Raw genomic sequence first — 21,570 nt, 5'->3', positions numbered from 1 at the left:
TCGGCGCCCACCGTTCACCCGGAGTCCAGCTCCCGGAACACGGCGGTCCACCTGCGTTCCCTAGCGTGGACGGGTCTTCGGCTCAACGCCGGTATCCGTACCCCGGAAGGAACCATCACCATGCGTACAGTCCTGACTGCTGCGGCGGCCGCCGCTCTCGTCGCCGCCCTCGCCAGCCCCGCCGTCGCCGCCTCCGACGCCGGCTCCGCGCCGTCGTCGAACGCCGCGCCGACCGCTGCGGGAACCGCAACATCTAGCATCAAGACCAACGAGCGCAACGGTTCCTTTGACCTGCAGGCGCACCGCGGAGGCCGCGGCGAGTGGACCGAGGAATCCCTGGCTGCCTTCGCCAACTCCCTGAAGCTGGGCGTGAGCACGCTGGAACTCGACACCCACCTCACGACAGACGGCAAGATCATCGTCTGGCACGACGACACCATCCAGGCCGACAAGTGCCAGGACACGGCGCCGGCCACCCCGGGCGATGCCGCCTTCCCGTACGTCGGGGACCGGGTGGCGGACCTTTCACTCGCCCAGATCAAGACGCTCGACTGCGGTTTCACCCAGCTGAAGGGCTTCCCCGAGCAGGACGTGATCGAGGGGAACCGGATCGCCGAGCTCAAGGACGTCTTCCAGCTGGTGCGCGACGCCGAGGCCAAGAAGGTCCGCTTCAACATCGAGACCAAGGTGGAAGACGGCAAGTCCGGCGGCACGGGCATGGTGGCCCTGACCAAGGCCGTGGTCGCCGAGATCCAGGCCTCGGGCATGGCCGACCGCTCCACCGTGCAGTCGTTCGACTGGTCCTCGCTGAACCTGACCAAGCAACTCGCCCCGGAGCTCCCGCTGGTTGCCCTCTCCAGCGGCGACGCCTGGCTTGAGGTCGGCCAGCCCGGCGCCAGTCCGAACCTCGGCGGCATCGACATCGACACTTACGGCGGATCCCTCGCCAAGGCCGCGGCCGCCCAGGGCTACGACGCCGTCTCCCCCACGTTCCGCTCCGTCACCCCGGGAATGATCGCCGACTCCCACAAACTCGGCCTGCCCGTCATCCCGTGGACCGTCAACACCACCGCGGACATGAACCGGCTGATGGACCTGGGCGTGGACGGCATCATCACGGACTACCCCACCCGGCTGCGCACCGTGATGGACGAGCGCGGGATGAAGTTCCCGAAGGCGTACGCGCCCGCGGCCTGAGACACCGCCGACAAGAGAGGCTGTCCACGATTCCCGAGGGAAACGTGGGCAGCCCTGCTTTCTGATCCCGACGGCGGCGGTCCGGCCGCCGTCGTGGGTGGGTGCCACTCAGCCAACGGCCACCGCACCGATCTGCTGCATGAGGGCCAAGTTGTCGGTGGTGCCCCAGTGCTCGGCCACCTTGCCGTCCTCGACCCGGATGATGTCCGTGCAGTCGAACTCGACGCTCTTGCCTGTTGCCGGGATGCCGGCCATCTCGCCACGGTGGGTCCCGGTCAGGACCACGTGGCATGCTTCCATGTTGCCGGCGGTCAGGGAGGGCTCAATCGCCTTGACCTTGATGTCCGGGAAAGCGGACCGCATGGTGTTCACGAAGAATTTCACGCCATCCTTGCCGGCCGGCTGCCCAGGGAGGCCTTCCTCGTGATCGACATAACTGTCCGTCGCCAGCTCATCGATAAGGGCGAGATTTCCGCTCTCCATGACGTCCTTGTAAAACCGCTCAATTAGTCCAATACCCTCCGACATTTCCTGCTCCTTGTAGGCCAGAGACCGAAGTGGATCCCCCAGGCAGGTGGCCCGGCGCGGCCCGCTCAGCCGACGCAGCCGGGGCTCCGTTCCGGGAGCGCCCGGGCACGCGGCACCGGGAAAACCTGTGCCTAAGTTGTGGAGAAGGGGCGAATCGCCTCGCAAAGGGTGAACGTATGCCCGGGCTTCGAAGGTGTCAAGATGCACCCGGTTGGGCCCCGGTTGGTGTCACACCAGCACCCTAATCTGCCGTTAGAAGCTTGCAGCGTCCGGCAAGGGATTACATGGCTGACCTGATTAACGACGACGCCGCCGCGGACTACTTGGTCTTGGCCAGCCGCAGCTGAGAGCCTGAGGCGGAAATGCATCTCTCCTCCCGACGGTTTCAGTGTCCAGACGCGCTGGCGGGTAGCCCCTGACAGTTGAAGCTTCATGTGTATGATTCACATACCTGCCGTTCTGGCTGGATTCACGTAGCCCGGCTAGGGCGACTCAATTGGGGGAAAGTCATGCTTGTCTTCAACCGTGCCCGGACATGGGTGATGGTGATGGCCCTTGCAGCCATGCTCGTATCCATGGGCACCATTTACGCCGCCCCAGCTCGCGCGTCCGACATGTCAGGGCCGGCGCTCGTTAGTCAGTCCGTCACATGGACGAACCTCAATCTCTACAACGGCCCGGCCACGATTACCACCAGTATCCACTTGGTCGATGCGACGGGCGTCGAAGCCCCGGTCATGACTTCCAGCTGGGTCAACCCCGACCCGTGGGCCTGGGGCGGTGGCCAGAGCCAGGGCTTTGGCCGCATGACGCTGGTTTCCGGGACCATGCAGGACGGCATTTGGAAACACACCATAACCATTCCGCAGGGCGCCGCGACCGGACAGTGGGACGTGACCCTCTACCCCCTGAGTGACACGTGGGGAAACAATTCCACTTTTTTCAAGACGCTGGCCACCGTCACGATCACAGATGAAGCTCCTGCCACCGTTGTGACGCCGGCTGCTGCGACCTTCACCGACCAGGACGGCACCGCCAGCGACACCTACACGGTCCCCACCACCGCCGGAGTCCAGTACCTGGTCCAGGGTCAGGAAGTTCCCGCCGGCACATACCCTGGCGCAGGTACGGTCACCGTCACCGCGAAGGCAGCCCCCGGCTACGCGCTGACTCCGAATGCCATCGCCTCCTGGACAACGACGTTCAAGGGAAATCTGATCGCATCCACTCCGACGATTTCCGGCGCCGGACGGGTCGGCTCCACGCTCACGGCCAACGCCGGCAGCTGGGGTCCTTCCCCGATCTCTCTGGGATACCAGTGGTACCGCTCGGGAGTCGCGATCGCCGCTGCAAACGCAGCCACCTATGCCTTGGCCGCCACCGACGCCGGAAGCACCATCACCGTTAGCGTCACCGGCACCAAGGCCGGCTATCCGACTGTCGCCAATAAATCGGCACCAACCGCGGTGATTGCCGAAGGCCTTCTGACGGGTCCGGCACCGACAATTGCTGGCACGCCTCAGGTCGGCAAGCCGCTGACGGCGAATGCTGGTATTTGGGGACCTTCACTTGTATCGCTCACCTACCAGTGGTTCCGCACGGGCGTACCGATCACAGGCGCAACCGCCGCGGTCTACACACCCAGTGCCTCCGACGTCGCGGTGACCCTCAGCGTCAAGGTAACCGGGTCCAAGCCCGGCTACAGCACCGGCGCCAAAACGTCCGCCCCCACGGCAGCGATCGCCAAGGGTGCACTGACGCGATCCCTCCCCGCAATTACAGGCACCCCCAGGGTCGGAACCACCCTCACTGCCGTCCCCGGCGCGTGGGGACCCGCCCCAGTCACGCTTCGATACCAGTGGTACCGCTCCGGTGCCCTGATCACCGGAGCCAGCTCCCTCAAATATGTTCCAGGGACGCAGGACCTGGGAGCTATCCTGACGGTAAAAGTCACCGCCTCCAAGGCCGGCTATACAACCCTCTCTCGAATCTCCGCCCCAACAGCTGCAGTCGTCAAGGGAACGCTGATTAGGGCCACGCCCACCATCACCGGCACCGCAAAGGTGGCATCCAGCCTCACCGCTAAGCCCGGCGTTTGGGGGCCGGCACCGGTCACGCTGCGCTACCAGTGGTACCGATCCGGCCTTGCCATCACCGGAGCCAACGCTGCTAGGTACAAACTCACCGCAAGGGACGCCGCCAAGACTATGACCGTCAGGGTGACCGGGTCCAAAACCGGATTCACGACCGTATCCAGAACCTCTGCCCGAACAGCAGCCGTGGCCAAATAGCAGGCTAGGGCTGCTTCGAAAATGAGGAACTCCGCCAGTAAACCACGCTGGAGGGGTTCCTCATTTCCTGCCAGGCGCCACAAACCTGGACGCCGCAGACAACTTCCCGGAAGCAGGCGGCAGAGCCCCAAACTCGGCAGCTCCGGATGCAGCTCGTCTGGCTGGCGGCGTTTCGGCCGCCAGACGCAGATCAAGGCACAATGAAAGACATGCCCCTCACAACTTTTGCGCTCATCCGTCACGGCCAGACCGACTGGAATGCCGAGCGCCGGCTTCAGGGCTCCACTGACATTCCGCTGAACGACGTCGGCCGCGGCCAGGCGCGGGAGGCTGCCGCAGCCTTGTCCGGCGACGAGTGGGACGCGATCGTGTCCTCGCCGCTGGGCCGTGCGGCCGAGACCGCAGACCTGATCGCCGCCGGGCTTGGCCTCAGCGTGGCCCGCCACGTTCCCGAGCTCACCGAGCGCTCCTTCGGCCCGGCCGAGGGGCTGCAGGACGGCCCGGAGCTGGACGCCCTGCGCATCCCCGGCGGTTTCCGCGGCGCCGAAACCGAGGACGACGCCGCCGACCGCGGACTGGGCGCGCTGGAAGCCCTGGCGGAGGAGTTCCGCGGCGGCCGTGTCCTGGTGGTGGCGCACGGCTCGCTGCTCAGGGTCAGCTTGAGCCGCATAGCCGGCCGCCCGCTGCCGCGGGTCGACAACGCCGTACTCAACCTGGCCCACCACCACGCCGTCGACGGCTGGCAGCTTGAGTACTTCAACGGCGAGCGGTTGGCCGCAACCGCCCTCGCCTGACCGTTCCCGTCGGCGGACCTACGCCAGTCGAAACCACCCCCGTGACCTCGCCGCACGCCGCAACATCCCCGACGCATAACTGGTCCTACGACCAGTCCGAGTCCGCCCGGGACACGCTCCGCGGGGCTGCTGGTGCTGCCCTCGGCGTCGTCCGTGGCGCCGCTGGTTAAGGACGCCCGCCTGGGCGGCCCGGCGATCGAAGCCGTGCGCCGCTCCACCATGCAGCTGACCTGCATCGCGGGCATCGCCGGGCTCCCGGCGGTAAACATCCCGCTGTCCACCTCAGCCGGACTGCCCTGCGGCGTGAGTATTGTGGGTCCGGTACACCGCGACGCCGACCTCCTCCGCCTGGCCTGCCAGCTCACCACCCCCACCGCGACCCGGCCCCAGCAACGAAAGATGACCCATGCTTAAACGATTGAAGTCGGCCGAACAGGCCCGGCTGCACCTGATCCTGATGCTGGTGCTGACCTTCTCCACCGGGGTCATCGACGCCGTGGGCTACCTCGGCCTGGACCGGGTCTTCACCGGCAACATGACCGGCAACGTAGTGATCCTGGGCATGGCGCTGATCGGTGCGGACAACCTGCCTGTGGTAGGCCCCTTGATTGCCTTGGCCTGCTTTATGCTCGGCGCCGTGGTGGCCGGCCGGGCCCTGCGCCCGGAAGCCGCGGGCTGGAGCCGCAGGACCACGGGTCTGCTGACCGCCGTTGGTCTCACCATGGCCGCAGTGGCCGTGGTCCTGTTATTCCATGCCCCGCACGCCGGCGACCCGGTCACCCTGGCGATCACCGGCGCGCTCGCCGTCGCGATGGGAATCCAAGCAGCCACCGCCCGGCACCTGGCCGTCAAGGACGTCACCACCGTGGTGGTCACCTCGACGTTGACCGGCCTCGCCGCCGATTCCCGGCTGGGCGGCGGATCCGGCGCCCACACCGGCCGCCGGCTCGGCGCCGTCGTGCTGATCCTGGCCGGCGCCGCCGTCGGCGCGGCCCTGCTGCACGTGCACCCGGGCCTCGGGGTGCTGCTGACCGCGCTCTTGACGCTCATCGTCGCGGTTGCCGGCGGGATCGCGCGGAACAGGACCGACGCCGGGGCCACCGAGGCCGCAGCGCCAGCGGCGTCGATGGCAGCCAACCGCTAGACCCGGGGCCGGGCTGGGCTGGGCGGGCCGGGCTGGGCCGGGCCGGCCGGCCCGCCCCGCCTCAGACCGAAGAACGTTCCCCCACCAACCCCGCGAAGAACGCGGCGAGCTCCGCCGTCGCCGTCAGCGGAAGCACGGTGGCCACGTACTGGTCCGGCCGCACCACCACCACAACGCCGCCGCGGTCCAGGCCGCGCTGCTCAAAGATGTCCGCCCGCGGATCCGCGGCGTAGACCTTCTCGAGGTAGTTGAGCTGGAACGGCCCCACGGCAGGCTTGAAGACTGCCGGCACGGCGGTGATATCCACCTCCGTGTGCTCCTGCTGATAGATGACCTTCACGTCGAACCAGGCGTCCCGGTCCAAACCCTCCGGGGTGGCGGCGAGCGGCGAATCCGGCGCCTCGGCCAGCCAGGCGGCCAGGTCCGTGGTGGGCGACGCCGCCCCCGCCACAGCCTGGTCCGCGAAGACGTAGATCCGCCACCGGCCGTCCGCCGTGGCCTGGTGGCCCAGGTGCAGCGGGTTGGTGTCGCAGACCCGCACCACGGGCGCGGACTTGAAGCGCTTGCCGATCGGGAAGCCGGTGGCCAGCTCCTGGTGCGTGGCCTCGCCGATCAGCATCGACGGGGTGTACTGGGTCATGAAGCCGGCCGGGAACTCCGCGGTGCTGACGTAGAAATCCTCCAGCTGGGACGGGCTGTCGAATTCCTCCGGCTTCTTCGCCATCAGGGTCGACCATTCCTTGTCGAAGTCGATGAGGTTCTTCGCGACCACCTGGCGTTCGGCTGAGTAGGTGGCCAGCAGGCTCTCCGGGCTGCGGCCTTCCAGCACATGCCCCAGCTTCCAGCCGATGTTGAAGCCGTCCTGCATGGAGACATTCATGCCCTGGCCGGCCTTGGCGCTGTGGGTGTGGCAGGCGTCGCCGGTGATGAACACGCGCGGGGTGCGGGTGCCGCGCTCCTCCGGGACGACGTCGTCGAACCGGTCGGTGAGGCGGTGGCCCACCTCGTAGACGCTGTGCCAGGCGACGTTGCGCACGTCCAGGGTGTAGGGGTGGATGATGGCGTTCGCCTTGGCGATGATCTGCTCGATGCTGGTGCTGCGCACCGCGCCGGCGTCGCCCTCCGGGACCACGCCCAGGTCCACGTACATCCGGAAGAGGTGGCCGCCCTCGCGCGGAATCAGCAGGATGCTGCCGCCGGCGCCCGAGGTGATGGCGCATTTGGTGCGGATGTCCGGGAAGTCGGTGTTGGCTAGCACGTCCATCACGCCCCAGGCGTGGTTGGCCTTGTCCCCCGCCATGGTGCAGCCGATCGAATCCCGCACCTTGCTCCGGGCGCCGTCCGCGCCCACCACGTACTTGGCCCGGACGATGCGTTCCGTGCCGGCCTCCAGTCCGGAGGTGTGCGCGAGCGTCACGGTGACGGGGTACTCCCCCTCGCCGACTTCCAGCCCCACGAATTCGTAGCCGTAGTCCGGTTTCATCCGGGTGGGGGCGTTGGCCATGACTTCGGCGAAGTAGTCCAGGACGCGGGCCTGGTTGACGATCAGGTGCGGGAACTCGCTGATCCCGGCCGGGTCATCCAGGGTGCGGGCGGCGCGGACAATGCGGGACGGGTCCGCGGGGTCCGGCTTCCAGAACGCCATCTCCGTGATCCGGTACGCCTCGGCAATGATCCGCTCGGCGAAGCCGAAGGCCTGGAACGTTTCGACGCTCCGGGCCTGGATGCCGTCGGCCTGGCCGATGGCGAGCCGGCCCGGCCGGCGCTCCACGATCCGCGTCGTGATGTCGGAGAACTGGGAGAGCTGCGCGGCGGCGACCATGCCCGCGGGCCCGGTGCCCACAATCAGCACGTCGACGACGTCGGGAAGCTCTGCCGGGCGGTCGACCCCGACGCCGGCGGCGGGCTGGACCCGCGGGTCCCCGGATACATAACCGTGGTGGTGGAAGTGCACGGGATTTCCTTACGTCGTTGTAGGGCTGGCTGCTGCCGTCAAAATCGATTGTTCGATAATAGAACTCAATGTTCTATTATCGAACCGCTGAGTTGACTATAGGCGCCCCGAAGGCGCGCAGGCAAATATTTTGTGGCTCCGCTCACACATAGCCCCCGTGGTGCGGGGGCGTCAAGGGCTCCGTCGGCAGTGCCGGCCGGACCGCGCTAGGCCGGCCGGCGCTCCCGCCAGAGCAGCGACACGACGAAGACCACCGCGCCGAGGCCGAGCATGACAAACACCATCAGCCCCCAGTTCGCCTGGCTGACTCCGGTGCCGTAAAAAATGCCGATCAGCACTGTCGCGGTGATGGCGCCGAGGTAGCGGCACGTCTGGTAGATCCCCGCCGCCACACCACGCTCCTCCAACCGGGTGGAGAGGTACATGCCCTGGCTGGACGCGATACTGACCACGCAATACGGGACCCCCAGCAGCGCCGTCATCGCCAGCACCAGCGGAGCGGCCAGGGACGCGGTCAGCAGCCACATGGTTCCGGACGCGGCGATCAGCAACACGACCCCGGCGATCAGCACCCGCCGCACGCCGAAGCTGTCGATGGCACGGACCGCGAACGGTGTTCCGACCACCGAGATGGCGGCGAGCGGCAGCATCAGCAGACCCACGATTCCCGGGTCGTAACCGCCGGCGGTCTGCAGCAGCTGCGGGAGGCCAAAGAAGGCAAAGTAGTAGACGCCGTTGAACAACGCGAAGCCCAGGTACACCAGCAGCAGCGGCCGGTTGGTCCCCAGCAGCCGCAGGTCCAGGAAGGGCGGGCTGAAGCGCAGCTCCCGCACGGTGAACAGCACGGCGAGCAGCAGCCCGCCGCCCAGCAGCCACCAGCGGTAGGCGGGCAGCACATTGAGCAGCGCCATCATCACCAGCACCAGGGCGCCGATGAACGCGCCGATGCCCGGCAGGTCCGAGTCGCGGAGCAGCTCCGACACCTTGCCGCGTTCCCGCTCAACGTCCGCCGGGGCGAACCTGCGGACCACCAGGATCGCCGCCAGCGCCAGGGGCACGTTGATCAGGAACAGCGCCTGCCAGCCCACCAGGCTCACCAGCAGTCCGCCCACCACCGGTCCGACGGCCGCCGCCGAGGTGTTCGCCATCTGGATCCGGCCCAGCGGCCGGGTGGATCTGACATTTGCCTGCCGGGCCAGCGCCGCAACCATCACAACGGCGCTGGGATACGCCGTCGCGGTGCCGAGCGCCATAAAGGCCCGCGCCACGCAGAGCAGCGCGAAGTTCGGCGCGAACGGGGCCAACGCGCAGGTCACCGCCACCAGGGCCATGCCCAGCAGGAACAGCCGGCGCGGGCCGAAGCGGTCCGCGAGCCGTCCCATCAGCGGCTGGCCGGCCGCCGAGGTCAGGTAGAAAGAGGTGACCACCCAGGTGACCGTGGCGACGTCGAGCGCGAAATCCGCGCGCAAGACCACCAGCGCGACGGCGATCATCGAGGAGTTCAGCGGGTTCAGCGCCGTGCCGAGGCTGAGCCCTGCGATGGCGATGCCTGTGCGGGGAGAGTTGCTCACGGCAACAGTCTGTCCTACGACGGCGGCCGGAACCGAACCCGCCCGCCGTCGCGGACCAGTTGGGCCGTCACAGAACGCAGGCTTTGACGGCTAGCGCCCCTGCTGACCCGGCGCCCGGTAGGTGGGTGTCTTCTTGACCGCTTCGTCGATGTCTTCCACCGTCATGAGCGGCTTCAGCCGAACGTTGACGTTGCCGGTGGCATTGATCATCAGCGAGAGGGCTGCGGCATCGGCGTCGCTCGGGGCCTCAAGGACACCCAGGACGTCGGTGTCCCCGAAGGCGTAATAAAAGCACTCGAGCGATCCGCCCACGGATTTGAGGGCGTCCATCAGGGCGTCGCGGCGTTTGCTGCCGCCCTCGCGCATCAGTCCTTTGATTCCTTCGCCCAGGTAATTGGCTTCAAACAGATACTTGGTCATGGCAATTCCTGTCCCGTGAAGTCCAGGACGCAGGCATCCGGGGTGTGCTGGCACCCCAGCGAGGGAGGGTCCTGGAGCCGGTCCCGAGTGGGGCCGTCGAGGCACAGCGTAGGCCCGCTCCGGCACACTGACAACGGGTTCCGGAAAGTCCGACGGCGGCATCCCACCACCCAGGGGTCGGCTCCGGGTGTCGCGTCAGAGGACCTTGGAAAGAAACGCCTTGGTGCGGTCGTGCTGCGGGTTGCTGAGGAGCTGCCGGGGAGGTCCGGCTTCCACCACCACACCCTCGTCCATAAAGACCAGGGTGTCCGCAACCTCCCGGGCGAAGCCCATCTCGTGGGTCACCACGATCATGGTCATGCCGCTCTTGGCCAGCCCCTTCATCACGTCCAGGACCTCCCCCACCAACTCCGGGTCCAGGGCGCTGGTCGGTTCGTCGAAGAGCATCAGTTTCGGGTCCATGGCCAAGGCCCGGGCGATGGCCACACGCTGCTGTTGGCCCCCCGACAGGTGCGCCGGATAGGCATCCCCCTTGTCCTCCAGCCCCACACGCTCCAGCAGTTCTATAGCCCTGGCGGTGGCCGCTGCCTTGGACTGTTTCTTCACCCGCATGGGCGCAAGGGTGATGTTCTCCAACGCGGTGAGATGCGGGAACAGGTTGAACCTCTGGAAGACCATTCCGATGTCCTGCCGTTGGTGCGCTGCTTCACTTAGCTTGAGCTCGTAGAGCTTGTCGCCCTTTTGACGGTAGCCAACCAGCTGGCCTTCCACCGACAGCCTGCCGCCGTCGACGCGCTCCAGGTGGTTGATGCAGCGCAGGAAGGTCGACTTGCCTGAGCCGCTGGGGCCCACAATGCAGAGCACCTCGCCGCGGTCCACTTCCAGGCTGATCCCGCGCAGCACCCTGTTGGTGCCGAAGTTCTTGGAAACCTTTTCCGCAAGGACCATGGGAGCGCCGGTCATCTTTTTCCTCCAAAGTCGTTACCGGTCGGGGCGCCGGGCGCCCCGGGTGCGCCCTGCACGCCAGGTCCCGCCGTCGCCGCCGGCCCGGGCTCCGCGGGTCCCTTGTCAGTCTTCATCCGGCCGGTTCCGCGCGAGAACCGCTTTTCGATGAAGTGCTGGCCAACCATCAGCACCGAAGTAAAGAGCAGGTACCAGAGGGACGCGACGATCAGCAGCGGCACCGGAGTGAACGTCACCGCGGAGATGCCGCGGGAGACGCCGTAAAGGTCAATGCTCAACGGGATCGCGGCCACCAGGGAGGTGGTCTTGAGCATCGAGATAACTTCGTTCCCCGTGGGCGGAATGATGATTTTCATGGCCTGCGGGACCACGACGTACCGCATCGTCTGCCCCCAGGACATGGCCAACGCCGTCGAGGCCTCGGCCTGGCCCTCGTCCACGGACAGCAGGCCGGCCCGCACGATCTCAGACATGTAGGAGGCCTCGTTCAGGCCCAGGCCGATCACGGCGGTGATGAACAGGTTCGTGAAGACCTCGTTCGGGATGGTGACCCACGGCGTCATGAACGGAATCCCCAGGGTGAACACCGGATAAATCAGCGACACGATGCCCCAGAAAACCAGCTGGACGTAGACCGGAGTTCCCCGGAAGATCCAGATGTAGAGCCACGCGATGCTCTTCAGCACGGGGTTCGGGGAGAGCCGCATGATGGCCAGCAGGAGCCCGATGACGATCGCACCGATCATCGCGTAAATGGTCAGCCACAATGTCACCCAGGCGGCCTGGCTGATCCGGCGGTCGAAAATATACTTGCCCACATCCGCCCAGCCGTAATCAGGGCGTTGGGCGGCGTCGAGCACGAACACCGCAAGGCCCAACAGCAGGAGCACGGCGATCACGTTCCGCCAGGGGTGGCGCAGCGGGATCGCGACGATGGCCTCCGCCGGGGCGTCGTCCGTCCCGCTGCCCACGCCGGCGCGCTGCGCGTTACCGGCAGGCTGCGCCCCGCCGGCCGGCGCCGCGCCCGCGGGCAGCGGCTTGGCCGGATCCGGCTCAATCATCCGGTCGGGTTCCCGCTCGCTCATGGGGTGTCACCCTTTGGCGGCCACGTTGAGTTCCGCCGTCTTGATGCCGCCGGCTTCCACTCCCCACTTGGCCAGGATCTTGGTGTACGAACCGTCGTCGATCAGCGACTGGAGCGCCTTCTGCAGGACCGGGGTGAAAGCGCTGCCCTTCGCCACCGGGATCCCGTACGGTGCCACCTCGAACGCGTCGCCGGCGGTCTGCAGCTTGTCCTTGGTCTTGGAAATCGCGTACAGCGTCACGGGCGAATCGGCGCTCATCGCGTCGACCTGCCCCACCACCAGGGCGTTTGTGGCCTGGTCCTGGGCGTCGTAGCGGAAGATGGTGATGGCCGGCTTCCCGGCATCCGTGCAGGCCTTCGACTTGGCCGGCACCTCGTGCGTGTCCTCGTAGGTGGTGGCCTGGACGGCGACCTTGAGCCCGCAGGCGTTCTTCGGATCCACGGTCTTGCCCTTGGGCGCGGCCCACTGAATGCCGGCGGAATAGTAGTTCACAAAATCCACCTGCTTTTCGCGTTCCACGGTGTCGGTAAAGGAGGACATCCCCATGTCGTCCTTCCCTGCCCGGACGGCCGGGAGGATGTTATCGAAGGTGCCAATGTCGAAATTGACCTTCAAACCCATCACTTTTCCCAGCGCGTTAGTGAGATCCACGGACCAGCCTGCGGGTGCCCCGTTATCGTCCTTGAACTCGTTGGGCGGGTAATTGTTGGCCATGCCGACATTGAGCACGCCGGCGTTCTTGATTTTCTCCGGCAGGGTCGCAGCAATGGCGTCGTTCTTTTTCACGTCGACGGCGTCGGAGCTTGCATTCGCTCCGCCGGAGGCGGCGGGTTCGCTGTTGTTGACACAGCCTGAGAGGGAGAGCGCGCTAGCGATCGTGAGAACGGGAAAAAGGTATCGAGTACGCATGGTTTCCTTAGCTGTTCAGGGATTCATTGGCCTCCCGCGGCGCTGCGGGAGAACTCTGGGTGCCTGCTGGATCAGAGTGAATCACTTCGTGTCGCCTGACGCCGTCGATTCAAGGATTTCCCCGGAATGACGAATGTCCCGGAGAATTTCTCCACCCCGGGCTTTCAACTCGGGAATGCTGGAAACGCCTACTAACGTCATCGTACGCCGGAGTTCGTCCGCGAGGATCTCGATGATCCGTCCGACGCCGGGCGACCCCGCGGCGACCAGCCCGTAAAGGTAGGCCCGGCCGATCGAGCAGGCGTCGGCGCCCAGCGCGAGTGCCTTGAGGATGTCGCTGCCCCGCCGGATGCCGGAGTCCACGTAGATCTCGATCGAACCACCCACGCGCTGCCGCGATTCCTGCAGGACGTCCATGGGGCTGAGCATGTGGTCGAGCTGGCGTCCGCCGTGGTTGCTCAGTTGCACGGCGTCCAGGCCAATGCGCGAGGCTTTGGCGACGTCGGCAGGGTTGACGCAGCCCTTCAGGACGATTTTGCCGCTCCACACCTGCCGCAAAGCCTCCAGCTCATTCCATCCGCTGGTCGCGTCCGAGTGGCCCAGGATGTCCTGCCACATGGCGGGCGTAATCATGGAGGTTGCCGCCGCGCTGCGGGGGTCCAGGTTGGGGAAACTGATGCCGTCCGACTTCAGGAAGTTGATCCACCAGGCAGGACGCCGGGCGATGTCTGCGATGGTTGACAGCGTCAGCGCGGGAGGCGCGGTGAAGCCGTTGTGCAGATCCCGCTCCCGGGATCCCAGCGCGCGGGTGTCGACGCCGACAATGAGCGTGGTGAAGCCAGCGGCTTCGCAGCGCGCCAGTTTGTCTTTGAGCGCCCGGGCATCGGAGGTGAGGCCGAAGTTGAACCAGCGGTCAAGGTTCGGCTGGCGCGCCGCGATCGTTTCCATCGCCACGGTGCTCAGCCCTGCCAACCCGTACGGAATACCGGCCCGGTCTGCAGCCGCGGCGACGGCCGCTTCTCCCTCGGGATGGAACAGCCGGGTGGCCCCGGTCGGGGTCAGGGTGAGCGGCAGGGCGCTTTCGTTCCCCAGCAGGGTGGTGCTCGTGTCGGGTCCGGATACCGGGCCCCAGCTGGGCATCAGGGCCCAGGCATCGAAGACGGCACGGTTGCGGCGCAGCGTCACTTCGTCCTCGGACCCGCCGTCGAGGTAGTCGAAAATCCCGGTGGGCAGCACTTTCCGTGCCGCCTTCCGGTACTCCTCAACGTTGAAGGCGTTGGCCAGCACCCGGCGCCGGCGCGACAAGATGGGCGCCTTGACCTGGATGAGCTGCCTGGCTTCGCTGACTTTCAAGGAGGGCCTTTCAACTGGGTGGGTGCGCGTTCTGGTCAGTACTCAGCCCTTGGTCTTCGCCACCGTCATCAGGATCGCCGAGTCCTCTTCCGCCATCAGGCTGTGCAGCCCGTCGGGCACAATCAGCAGGTCGCCGGCCTTCCCCTGCCAGGATTCCTCGCCGGCCTGCAGCCGGACGCAGCCGCGGATCACGTAGACGGTCGCCTCCCCCGGGTTCTGGTGCTCGCTCAGCTGCGTCCCGGCCTTGAACGCCATCACGGTCTGCCTGAGCACCTTCTCGTGGCCGCCGTAAGCGGTGTCTGCGGCCCGGCCGCTGGGCGCCGCGAGCGCCGCCGTAACCTGCTGGCGGGCAAGGGCCTCGATCGATATCTTCTGCATGCGGGTCACCCTACCCACCGCTGAGGTCCCTGCCGAGGGCCATTTGTCCCGACCGTCAGCCGAAGCGTTTCTTCTAACTCCCGGCTGCGCCTACCCTGAACCCAACGGCCTGCGTTGCGGGCCGCCAAAGTCCGCACCGTCGCAAGGGAGCGTCGAATGAGCGAGGCCACCGCCGGCCCGGTCCGCGAAGCACCCGACGACGGCGCCCTCCGCACGCTCGCCGCCGCCAGTTTCGGTCTCCCCCGGCTCCGCGAGGGACAGCTCGAAGGCATGCACGCGCTCGCCGTCGGCCGGGATGTCCTCGCGGTGATGCCCACCGGGTACGGGAAGTCGGCCATCTACCAGGTCCCGGCGCTGCTCCTTCACCGGCAGCTCAAGCGGCCCACCGTCGTCGTCTCCCCGCTGATCTCCCTCCAGGAGGACCAGCTGGACGGCCTGGCGGCCGTGCTTGGCCCGGACCACGCCGTCGCCGTTAATTCCTCGCACAGCGCCGCGGAGCAGGAGAGCGCCTGGCAGGCTATGGAGCACGGCGAGGCCGCGTTCCTCTTCCTCGCCCCGGAGCAGCTGGCGAAGACCAGCACGGTGGAGCGGCTCGCGGGCCTGAACATTGCCCTGTTCGTGGTGGACGAGGCCCACTGCGTGTCCACCTGGGGCCACGATTTCCGGCCCGATTACCTCGGCGTGGGCGAGGTCCGCGAGCGCCTGGGCAACCCGACGACGGCGGCCCTCACTGCCACCGCCGCTCCCCCGGTCCGGGAGGAGATCCTGGACCGCCTGCGGATGACGGATCCGCTGGTGCTGGTTCGCGGCTTCGACCGGCCCAACATCAGCCTGGACGTCATCCGGCACCACGAGGACAAGGAGAAGCGCCGTGCCGTTGTGCGGCAGGCGGCAGAGTCGGTCCGCGAGCTTCAGGGCCCTGGCCTGGTCTACGCGGCCAAGCGGAAGGACACCGAGAAGTACGCCGCGAAGCTGGCGCAGAAGGGACTGCAGGCCGCGGCCTACCACGCGGGCCGGAGCGCGGCGGAACGGGACGAGGTGCACCGGCAGTTCCTGGCCGGGGACCTCGACGTGGTGGTGGCGACGACCGCGTTCGGGATGGGAATCGACAAGCCGGACGTCCGGTTCGTGCTGCACGCGGACATTCCCGAGTCGCTGGACAGTTACTACCAGCAGTTCGGCCGCGCCGGACGGGACGGCCTGCCCGCCGTCGCGGCGCTGCACTACCGTTCCGAGGACCTGGGCCTGCGCCGCTACTTCGCCACCCACCGTCCGGACCAGGAGGCCCTGTTGGCCGTCCTCGACGTCCTGCGCGACGCCGGCACTCCGGTTCCCCCGCAGGCTCTCGCGGCGGCGACTGGGTACCCGCCGCGCCGGCTCACCGGGCTGCTGAACCAACTGCAGGACACCGGCGGGGTGACATTGGCGTCCGACGGGGTGGGCCTGGCGCCGGGCGCCGATCCCGCGGCGCTGGTGGAACGCGCCGTCGACCTCGCCGCGGCGCGGGAACGAGTCGACAAGTCCCGCATCGCCATGATGCGCGGCTACGCGGAGACGCACCGCTGCCGGCGCCAGTTCCTGCTGGGCTACTTCGGCGAGGACTTCCCCGCCCCGTGCGGGAACTGTGACAACTGCGGCGACGGTTCGGCAGGAAGGACGCACGGCGACGGCGCTGCCACGGCCGGTTCGTCCATGGCCGGCGCGGAAGAGTTCCCGCTGAACGCGGCCGTGGAGCATGCCCTCTGGGGTCGGGGCCTGGTGATGGGCCACGACGACGGGCTGATCACGGTGCTGTTTGAGCGGGAGGGCTACAAGACCCTGTCCCGGCGAGCGGTGCTGGCCAGCGGGCTGCTGAGGCCGCTGCCCTGATGCCCGCACCTTGGGTGTGACCCGCGCTCAGTAGAGCACCCGGAAGTTGCTGAAGGCTCCGGTGGCCGGAGAGATCCGCTCGTCCACGTGGTCCACCCGTCCAGGCGCCTCCGGCGAGCGCAGCCAGGCCCGGAACTGCAGCACCACCGCCTGCGGGCCCTCGACGACGACGCCGACCGTGCCGTCGTCGTTGTTCCGCACGGTGCCGCGCAGGGCGAGTTCCTCGGCCTTGCGCACTGTCCAGTACCGGAAGCCGACCGCCTGCACCATGCCCTGCACCCGGGCCGTCAGACGCACGGCGGCACCCGCGTCCGCAGCCCCGGATCCACCAGCAAAATCAGCCATGCCTCCAATGTAGTCCCGGTCCGGCGCCGCCCACATCCGGGACCTTTGCCCCTTTCAGCCCTGTCCCGGGCCAAGGAGGGTGGAAGAAGACCTCCGGCACAGCGCACTCAGCGGACACCCCGCGACGCCTGCCGGAACGCCTGAAAGGAAAAGACAATGGCAGGACAATTCGAAATCTTCACCGACGCAGAATCGAACGTCCGGTTCCGGCTGCTGGGGGCGGACGGCACAGTGCTCGCTGTCTCAAAAGCCTTCGAGGACAAGCGTTCCGCGGCGGACGGCATCATGGCAGTCCGCGAGTGCGCCGGCACCGGACTGATCCGGGAGACCCATTCAACTCCCTGGGGCGGCACCACCTGGACCAAGAGCAGCACGGCGGCCCGCCCCCACAGCCGCCAGCGACGGCACTTCCCCGCCGTGTAAATTTTGGGATGCGGGCGCCGCGCCTGGGTGCGGCTACCTGGGTGCGGCTACCCCGTCGCCTTCGCCGGCCGCAGGGACGTAATCATCTTCCGGATTGATTGGTATTCCTCCGTGCCGGCGTAGCGCTTCGCCTTCTCCAGATACGGCAACGACGACGGGCCGGGGGTGAGGTTGTTCGCCGGGTTGTAGGTGCCGCCGAACAACGCCCCGCTCGGCGGCCACAGGAAGAGATGGAACATGGGGCAGGCGAGCGGCCCGGTTTCCTCCGGCATCATGGTGATCCCGTAGGCGGCCGTGGTGCTCGGGCCCGGTCCGGTGCCGTCACCGCGGGATTCGAAGACATAGCGGGGAACGCCCCGGTCCGCGCTGCCCGCTTCCACCAGGGCCTGGAGCGGTTGTGAATCGTAGACCTGGTACGGGTACTGCACGGTGCACTCCGCGCCGGTGACGATGTTGGTGCGCAGCTGGGCCATAGGTTTCCCAGCCGCGTTGGTGACATCCACGAAGGCTCCAGCGAGGTCACCGCCGGGATCCCGGGCGGTCCAGCCGGGCGGGTAGTCGAAGGACAGGCCGTCCGAGGTTGTGAAGGTCTGCCAGTTCGACGGCGTTGTCTCAGGCGGCGTTGCCGTTGCTGCAGTCGGTGAGCCGGGCACCGTCGTAGTGGTGGGTGCCGTGCTCTCCGTCGGTGTTACCGGGGCTGCGCAGCCGGCGAGCAGTACGGCCAGCGCAAGCGCGGCGCCCGCCATTTGCCGAGCACGTGCCACCGGCGGACTACTTCCCCGCCGGTCGCAGGGAGAGCAGGGCTTGCCGGATGATCTTGTACTCGGCGGTGTCCTTGTACACCTCCGGCGTGTCCACATGCATGGGCTTGCCGGGCGTGCTGTCGAACGGGTCATAGACGCCGCCAAAGGACGCCGTGTTCGGCGGCCAGGTAAAGGACTGCGCGAACGGGCAGGCCTCGGTTCCGGCGGGCTTCGGCGCGGAGGTGATGCCGTACGCGTAGGTCTGCGCCTTACTTGGATCGGCCGCGGCGGAATCGACCCGTGCCTCATAGGCGAACCTTGGGGTCACTCCGGACTGGGTGAGGGCCGGGATCGGCGCGGAGTCGTAGGCCATGAACTGCGACTTGGTGCTGCACGCCGGTGCCGGTCCCGCCTGGGTCCGCAGCGTCGCCATGGTTTTGCCGTAGTCACTCACCAGCGCGGCAGCACTGCCGGTCACTTTGACCGACCAGGTCGCCGGGTAGTCAAACGTCAGGGTCCCGTCCGGCGTCGTGTACGACTTCCAGCCCGCCGGGGCCGTCGTCGTGGAGCTGGGTGCGGAACTGCTCGAGGGAGACGATGATTCCGCCGTCGGCGAGGCGCTCGCGGTAGCGGAGGCCGACGTCGTGCCTGGCGACATGCTGGCCGGCGCACTGCTGGCTGGCGCCGCCGCCGGCGACCCGCACCCAGACAACAAAACCGCCGCGCAGAACGCGGCGGAACCGAATGTGCCGAATGAGATCCTATGGCTCATGTCACCCTCCCCCAGAGATGCAAGTGGTGGCACTATTCTGGGGCTTTGCCCCACGGATCCTAGGGGCTTAGGTCCCGAATTGTCTCCGGTGGGGCACGGATGCGGCGCGGGAGCGTTGGGGTGACCAGACCCACGTTGACATTCCACCGATTTCAGTTGATCAGCGAAGCTTGCTAGACCTTGAAGGATGCAAGACTTTCTGAGCTCTGCCATGCCCTTCCTCGCCGTGGCCCTGGCCGTGGCCGCCGGGCTGACCGCCTCCTGGCTGGTGCGCCGTGTCATCCTCCGGCTCAACCGCAAGCAGGAGGCCCTCCGGGAAACCTCCCGGATGGCACGGCTGCCGCTGCGCTTCGCGCTCTGCCTGATCGGGGTGCGGATCGCGCTGGCTCTGACCACCGACGACGCCGACTGGCGCCGCAACGTGGACCACGCCCTGGCGATCGCGCTGATCGGCTCCGTCGCCTGGCTGGCGATCGCCGTGCTGCTCATCATCGAAACCATGGTCCTCACGCGGTACCGGGTGGACGTGGCGGACAACCGGCGTGCCCGGCGGCTCCGGACCCAGGTGATACTGGCCCGCCGGATCGGCGTCGCGCTGATCGCGGTCGTGGCGCTGGGCAGCATCATGCTGACCTTCCCCGCGATCCAGGCCCTCGGCGCGGGGCTGCTGGCCTCTGCCGGCGTGATCTCGATTGTGGCCGGTCTCGCGGCGCAGACCTCACTGGTCAACGTCTTCGCCGGCATCCAGCTCGCTTTCACCGACGCGATCCGGGTGGACGACGTCGTGGTGGTCCAGAAGGAGTGGGGCCGGATCGAGGAGATCACCCTGACCTACGTGGTGGTCCACATCTGGGACGACCGCCGGCTGATCCTGCCCTCCACGTACTTCACCACCACTCCGTTCGAGAACTGGACGCGGCGCCAGTCCGAGGTCATGGGCACCGTGGAGTTCGACCTCGACTGGCGTGCCCCCGTGGAGGCCATGCGGGCGGAGCTAAAGAAGGTCCTCGCCTCGACCGAACTCTGGGACAACCGCGTGGGCATCCTGCAGATCACCGACGCGACGGCTGGCTTTGTCCGGGTTCGCATCCTGGTCAGCGCCGGGGACAGCGCCTCGCTCTTTGACCTGCGCTGCCTGATCCGCGAAGAGCTGGTGCTCTTCCTGCAGCAGGAACACCCGACGGCGCTGCCGCACGTCCGGCTCGAGTCCATGCCGGCCGCCGGAGCCTCGACGCCGCCCGCGCCCCGCCGTCCGGGCAAGCTCTCCGCGGCGGACGACACCGCCTCGCGCTTGCCCTCCGACCCGCACGATTCACAGCTGTTCACCGGTTCCATCGAGGCCGTGCAGCGTTCCCGTGCGTTCTCCGGCCCGGGCGAGGATGTGTTCGAGGACCGCGACAAGTCGATCGCGGCGCAGAACTAGGCCCGCCCTGCCGGGCCAGTCTTCCCTCGCGGCTGGTGCAGGTCGATAATCGGAGCCATGACCATTCCCCCAGCGCCCGAGCCGTCCCCGTTCCCGCCGGAACCGGGGCCGACGTCGCCCGAGCCGCAGCCCGGCGATCCGTTCCCGCCGGATCCGGGGCCGACCCCGCCGTCGCCCATTCCCGGGCCTGAGCCTGTACCGGGGCCAGCGCCCACACCGTCGCCGGCACCGGGACCGTTCCCGACGCCTAATCCACTCCCGATTCCGGACCCTGGACCTGTGCCGCCGCGGCCCGACCCCACAAGGTTCTGAACCGCGGTTTAAAGCAACGCGGGGTCACTTACGGCCCATCCTGATAGCCAGGATGGGCCGTAAGTGACCCCGCGTTGTTTGTAGAGGGTCGGGACTGACTCCTCGCCGGGCGCCTAGTCGATGACGATGTCGTGGGTCCGGTGGTCGTACTGGATGACCAGCAGGCCGCCGCGGTGGTGCACCTCGTGGTTGGCGCCGTCGAAGTGGCCGAAGGCGCCGTAGTTCTCGTCCCAGGACCGGTTGATCGCGATCTTGAAGCTGTAGGAGCCGGCCGGCAGTTCCGCGGCGAGCTTCCAGAGTTGGTCCACCTCGTCCAGCTGCATCTGGACCTCGTCGTACTGCGGGGCCCAGTTGGCAGGCGCACCCAGCAGGACGGTGAAATCGCCGGCAACGGCAACCGCCTCTGGTTGCTCGATGGCCACCACGCCTGCTGCAGGGGCGGCTTCGGCGGACGCCTCGGACGCCGCCTTACGCTTCCGGACGGCCTTCGCCACCGGAGCCACGGCCTCTTCGACCAGCTTGGCAGCTGTGTCGGCCACCTTTTCGGCGACCTTTTCCGCCACCTGGACGGCCTTCGGGGCTGTCTTGGGCGCCGGCTTGCCGGCGGCTTTCCCGGCCGGGGCGGACGGCAGCGGGGTGTCGGCCGGGACCGGAGTACCGGCGTCGAGCGCTGCCGTGAAGGCGGCGGGGTCGGCGAAGGCGACCGTAGCGCGCTGGCCGTCCTCGGTGATGGTCCAGCCGGAGCGGCCCTTGACCAGCCAGCCGGCCTTGACCAGCTTGGCCGTCGCGGTGGTGAGGGCCTTGTGGCCGCGGGGAATGCCGCCGCTGAGCAGTTCGCGCTCATGGTCATTGAGCGGCACCCGGGCGATGGCCTCGCCCAGCACGACGCCGGCGTTCAGTTTTTCGCCTGACCAGACCCCCTCGGCCAGGACGTCCAGCACAGCCTTAAGCCGAAGGTTCGTGTTTTCCGCAGCGTTCGCGCCCATGGGTCTCCTTTAGAAGCAATTGATCCACCTGCATTTTGCCAAGGTTCGGCAGGTTCCGCGACCGGACCGGGTTAACTCTGGGTGTCGTGACCCACTATGACGGACCGGAG

Annotated in this window: 22 protein-coding genes; 8 read left to right on the top strand and 14 right to left on the bottom strand. The window is 67.5% G+C overall.

Translation table 11 applies throughout. The features are described 5' to 3' along the window. Positions 1-120: 120 nt before the first annotated feature. The gene (locus AB4Y91_RS10245; RefSeq protein ID WP_441418372.1) at positions 121-1,197 is read left to right on the top strand and encodes a glycerophosphodiester phosphodiesterase family protein; all 1,077 of its coding nucleotides are present in this window, start codon (positions 121-123) and stop codon (positions 1,195-1,197) included. Positions 1,198-1,305: 108 nt separating this feature from the next. Here the strand turns inward: AB4Y91_RS10245 and AB4Y91_RS10240 are convergent, their stop codons facing one another. Further along, positions 1,306-1,725, bottom strand: a complete 420-nt coding sequence (locus tag AB4Y91_RS10240) for an ester cyclase (protein WP_441418371.1) — start codon at positions 1,723-1,725, stop codon at positions 1,306-1,308. 422 nt (positions 1,726-2,147) lie between these two features. Between AB4Y91_RS10240 and AB4Y91_RS10235 the strand changes: the two genes are divergently transcribed. The 4 genes from AB4Y91_RS10235 (at position 2,148) to AB4Y91_RS10220 (ending at position 5,954) form a co-directional block, all read left to right on the top strand. Next, positions 2,148-4,016, top strand: a complete 1,869-nt coding sequence (locus AB4Y91_RS10235) for a hypothetical protein (protein WP_441418370.1) — start codon at positions 2,148-2,150, stop codon at positions 4,014-4,016. Between the two features lie 209 nt (positions 4,017-4,225). Further along, positions 4,226-4,810 carry a histidine phosphatase family protein gene (locus AB4Y91_RS10230; protein WP_441418369.1) on the top strand — a complete coding sequence of 195 codons (585 nt, stop codon included), beginning with the start codon at positions 4,226-4,228 and terminating at the stop codon, positions 4,808-4,810. A gap of 153 nt (positions 4,811-4,963) precedes the next feature. Next, positions 4,964-5,224, top strand: a complete 261-nt coding sequence (locus AB4Y91_RS10225) for a hypothetical protein (RefSeq protein WP_441418368.1) — start codon at positions 4,964-4,966, stop codon at positions 5,222-5,224. Continuing rightward, on the top strand, positions 5,217-5,954 hold the full coding sequence (locus AB4Y91_RS10220; protein WP_441418367.1) for a YoaK family protein: 738 nt from the start codon (positions 5,217-5,219) through the stop codon (positions 5,952-5,954). The genes AB4Y91_RS10225 and AB4Y91_RS10220 overlap by 8 nt, the downstream gene beginning before the upstream one ends. Before the next feature lie 61 nt (positions 5,955-6,015). Here the strand turns inward: AB4Y91_RS10220 and AB4Y91_RS10215 are convergent, their stop codons facing one another. From AB4Y91_RS10215 to AB4Y91_RS10180, 8 genes are all read right to left on the bottom strand, one after another. After that, positions 6,016-7,908, bottom strand: a complete 1,893-nt coding sequence (locus AB4Y91_RS10215) for an FAD-binding monooxygenase (protein WP_441418366.1) — start codon at positions 7,906-7,908, stop codon at positions 6,016-6,018. 206 nt (positions 7,909-8,114) lie between these two features. Then, complete coding sequence (locus AB4Y91_RS10210) at positions 8,115-9,479, bottom strand: MFS transporter (protein ID WP_441418365.1); 1,365 nt, start codon at positions 9,477-9,479, stop codon at positions 8,115-8,117. Positions 9,480-9,569: 90 nt separating this feature from the next. Next, the gene (locus AB4Y91_RS10205) at positions 9,570-9,899 is read right to left on the bottom strand and encodes a GYD domain-containing protein (protein ID WP_441418364.1); all 330 of its coding nucleotides are present in this window, start codon (positions 9,897-9,899) and stop codon (positions 9,570-9,572) included. 195 nt (positions 9,900-10,094) lie between these two features. Next, the gene (locus AB4Y91_RS10200; protein ID WP_441418363.1) at positions 10,095-10,862 is read right to left on the bottom strand and encodes an amino acid ABC transporter ATP-binding protein; all 768 of its coding nucleotides are present in this window, start codon (positions 10,860-10,862) and stop codon (positions 10,095-10,097) included. Beyond that, positions 10,859-11,947: an amino acid ABC transporter permease gene (locus AB4Y91_RS10195; protein ID WP_441418362.1), complete on the bottom strand. Its 1,089-nt coding sequence runs from the start codon at positions 11,945-11,947 to the stop codon at positions 10,859-10,861. Before AB4Y91_RS10195 ends, AB4Y91_RS10200 begins: the two co-directional genes overlap by 4 nt. A 6-nt stretch (positions 11,948-11,953) precedes the next feature. Continuing rightward, entirely contained in the window at positions 11,954-12,856 is a 903-nt protein-coding gene (locus AB4Y91_RS10190) for an ABC transporter substrate-binding protein (protein WP_441418361.1), read from the bottom strand. A gap of 81 nt (positions 12,857-12,937) precedes the next feature. Continuing rightward, on the bottom strand, positions 12,938-14,209 hold the full coding sequence (locus AB4Y91_RS10185; protein ID WP_441418360.1) for an alpha-hydroxy acid oxidase: 1,272 nt from the start codon (positions 14,207-14,209) through the stop codon (positions 12,938-12,940). A 42-nt stretch (positions 14,210-14,251) separates the two neighbouring features. Then, positions 14,252-14,587, bottom strand: coding sequence for a cupin domain-containing protein (locus AB4Y91_RS10180; RefSeq protein WP_441418359.1), 336 nt, complete (start codon positions 14,585-14,587; stop codon positions 14,252-14,254). A 156-nt stretch (positions 14,588-14,743) separates the two neighbouring features. Between AB4Y91_RS10180 and AB4Y91_RS10175 the strand changes: the two genes are divergently transcribed. Next, the gene (locus AB4Y91_RS10175) at positions 14,744-16,456 is read left to right on the top strand and encodes a RecQ family ATP-dependent DNA helicase (protein WP_441418358.1); all 1,713 of its coding nucleotides are present in this window, start codon (positions 14,744-14,746) and stop codon (positions 16,454-16,456) included. Between the two features lie 27 nt (positions 16,457-16,483). Here the strand turns inward: AB4Y91_RS10175 and AB4Y91_RS10170 are convergent, their stop codons facing one another. Further along, the gene (locus tag AB4Y91_RS10170) at positions 16,484-16,801 is read right to left on the bottom strand and encodes an acylphosphatase (protein WP_441418357.1); all 318 of its coding nucleotides are present in this window, start codon (positions 16,799-16,801) and stop codon (positions 16,484-16,486) included. A 156-nt stretch (positions 16,802-16,957) separates the two neighbouring features. Here AB4Y91_RS10170 and AB4Y91_RS10165 point away from each other — a divergent pair, with 156 nt between their 5' ends. Beyond that, positions 16,958-17,224 (top strand): YegP family protein, encoded by a 267-nt coding sequence (locus tag AB4Y91_RS10165; RefSeq protein ID WP_441418356.1) that lies wholly within the window; start codon positions 16,958-16,960, stop codon positions 17,222-17,224. Positions 17,225-17,271: 47 nt separating this feature from the next. On the opposite strand, the gene AB4Y91_RS10160 is transcribed toward AB4Y91_RS10165, so the two are convergent. Genes AB4Y91_RS10160 through AB4Y91_RS10150 form a run of 3 tightly spaced genes read right to left on the bottom strand, consistent with a single transcriptional unit; the run spans position 17,272 to position 18,671 of the window. Next, positions 17,272-17,988 carry a hypothetical protein gene (locus AB4Y91_RS10160; protein WP_441418355.1) on the bottom strand — a complete coding sequence of 239 codons (717 nt, stop codon included), beginning with the start codon at positions 17,986-17,988 and terminating at the stop codon, positions 17,272-17,274. A 7-nt stretch (positions 17,989-17,995) separates the two neighbouring features. Continuing rightward, positions 17,996-18,445, bottom strand: a complete 450-nt coding sequence (locus AB4Y91_RS10155) for a hypothetical protein (protein ID WP_441418354.1) — start codon at positions 18,443-18,445, stop codon at positions 17,996-17,998. Positions 18,446-18,470: 25 nt separating this feature from the next. Beyond that, on the bottom strand, positions 18,471-18,671 hold the full coding sequence (locus tag AB4Y91_RS10150; protein ID WP_441418353.1) for a hypothetical protein: 201 nt from the start codon (positions 18,669-18,671) through the stop codon (positions 18,471-18,473). Between the two features lie 255 nt (positions 18,672-18,926). On the opposite strand from AB4Y91_RS10150, the gene AB4Y91_RS10145 reads away from it, so the two are divergent. Further along, positions 18,927-20,162, top strand: a complete 1,236-nt coding sequence (locus tag AB4Y91_RS10145) for a mechanosensitive ion channel family protein (protein ID WP_441418352.1) — start codon at positions 18,927-18,929, stop codon at positions 20,160-20,162. 425 nt (positions 20,163-20,587) lie between these two features. Here AB4Y91_RS10145 and AB4Y91_RS10140 read toward each other — a convergent pair whose 3' ends face one another. Then, positions 20,588-21,460, bottom strand: a complete 873-nt coding sequence (locus AB4Y91_RS10140) for a pullulanase X25 domain-containing protein (protein WP_441418351.1) — start codon at positions 21,458-21,460, stop codon at positions 20,588-20,590. Positions 21,461-21,570 lie beyond the last annotated feature (110 nt).

Source organism: Arthrobacter sp. YAF16, assembly GCF_052113385.1.
Lineage (GTDB): Bacteria > Actinomycetota > Actinomycetes > Actinomycetales > Micrococcaceae > Arthrobacter.
Note: the sequence above shows the minus strand (reverse complement) of the source record. Positions and strands in the feature narration are given on the sequence as shown.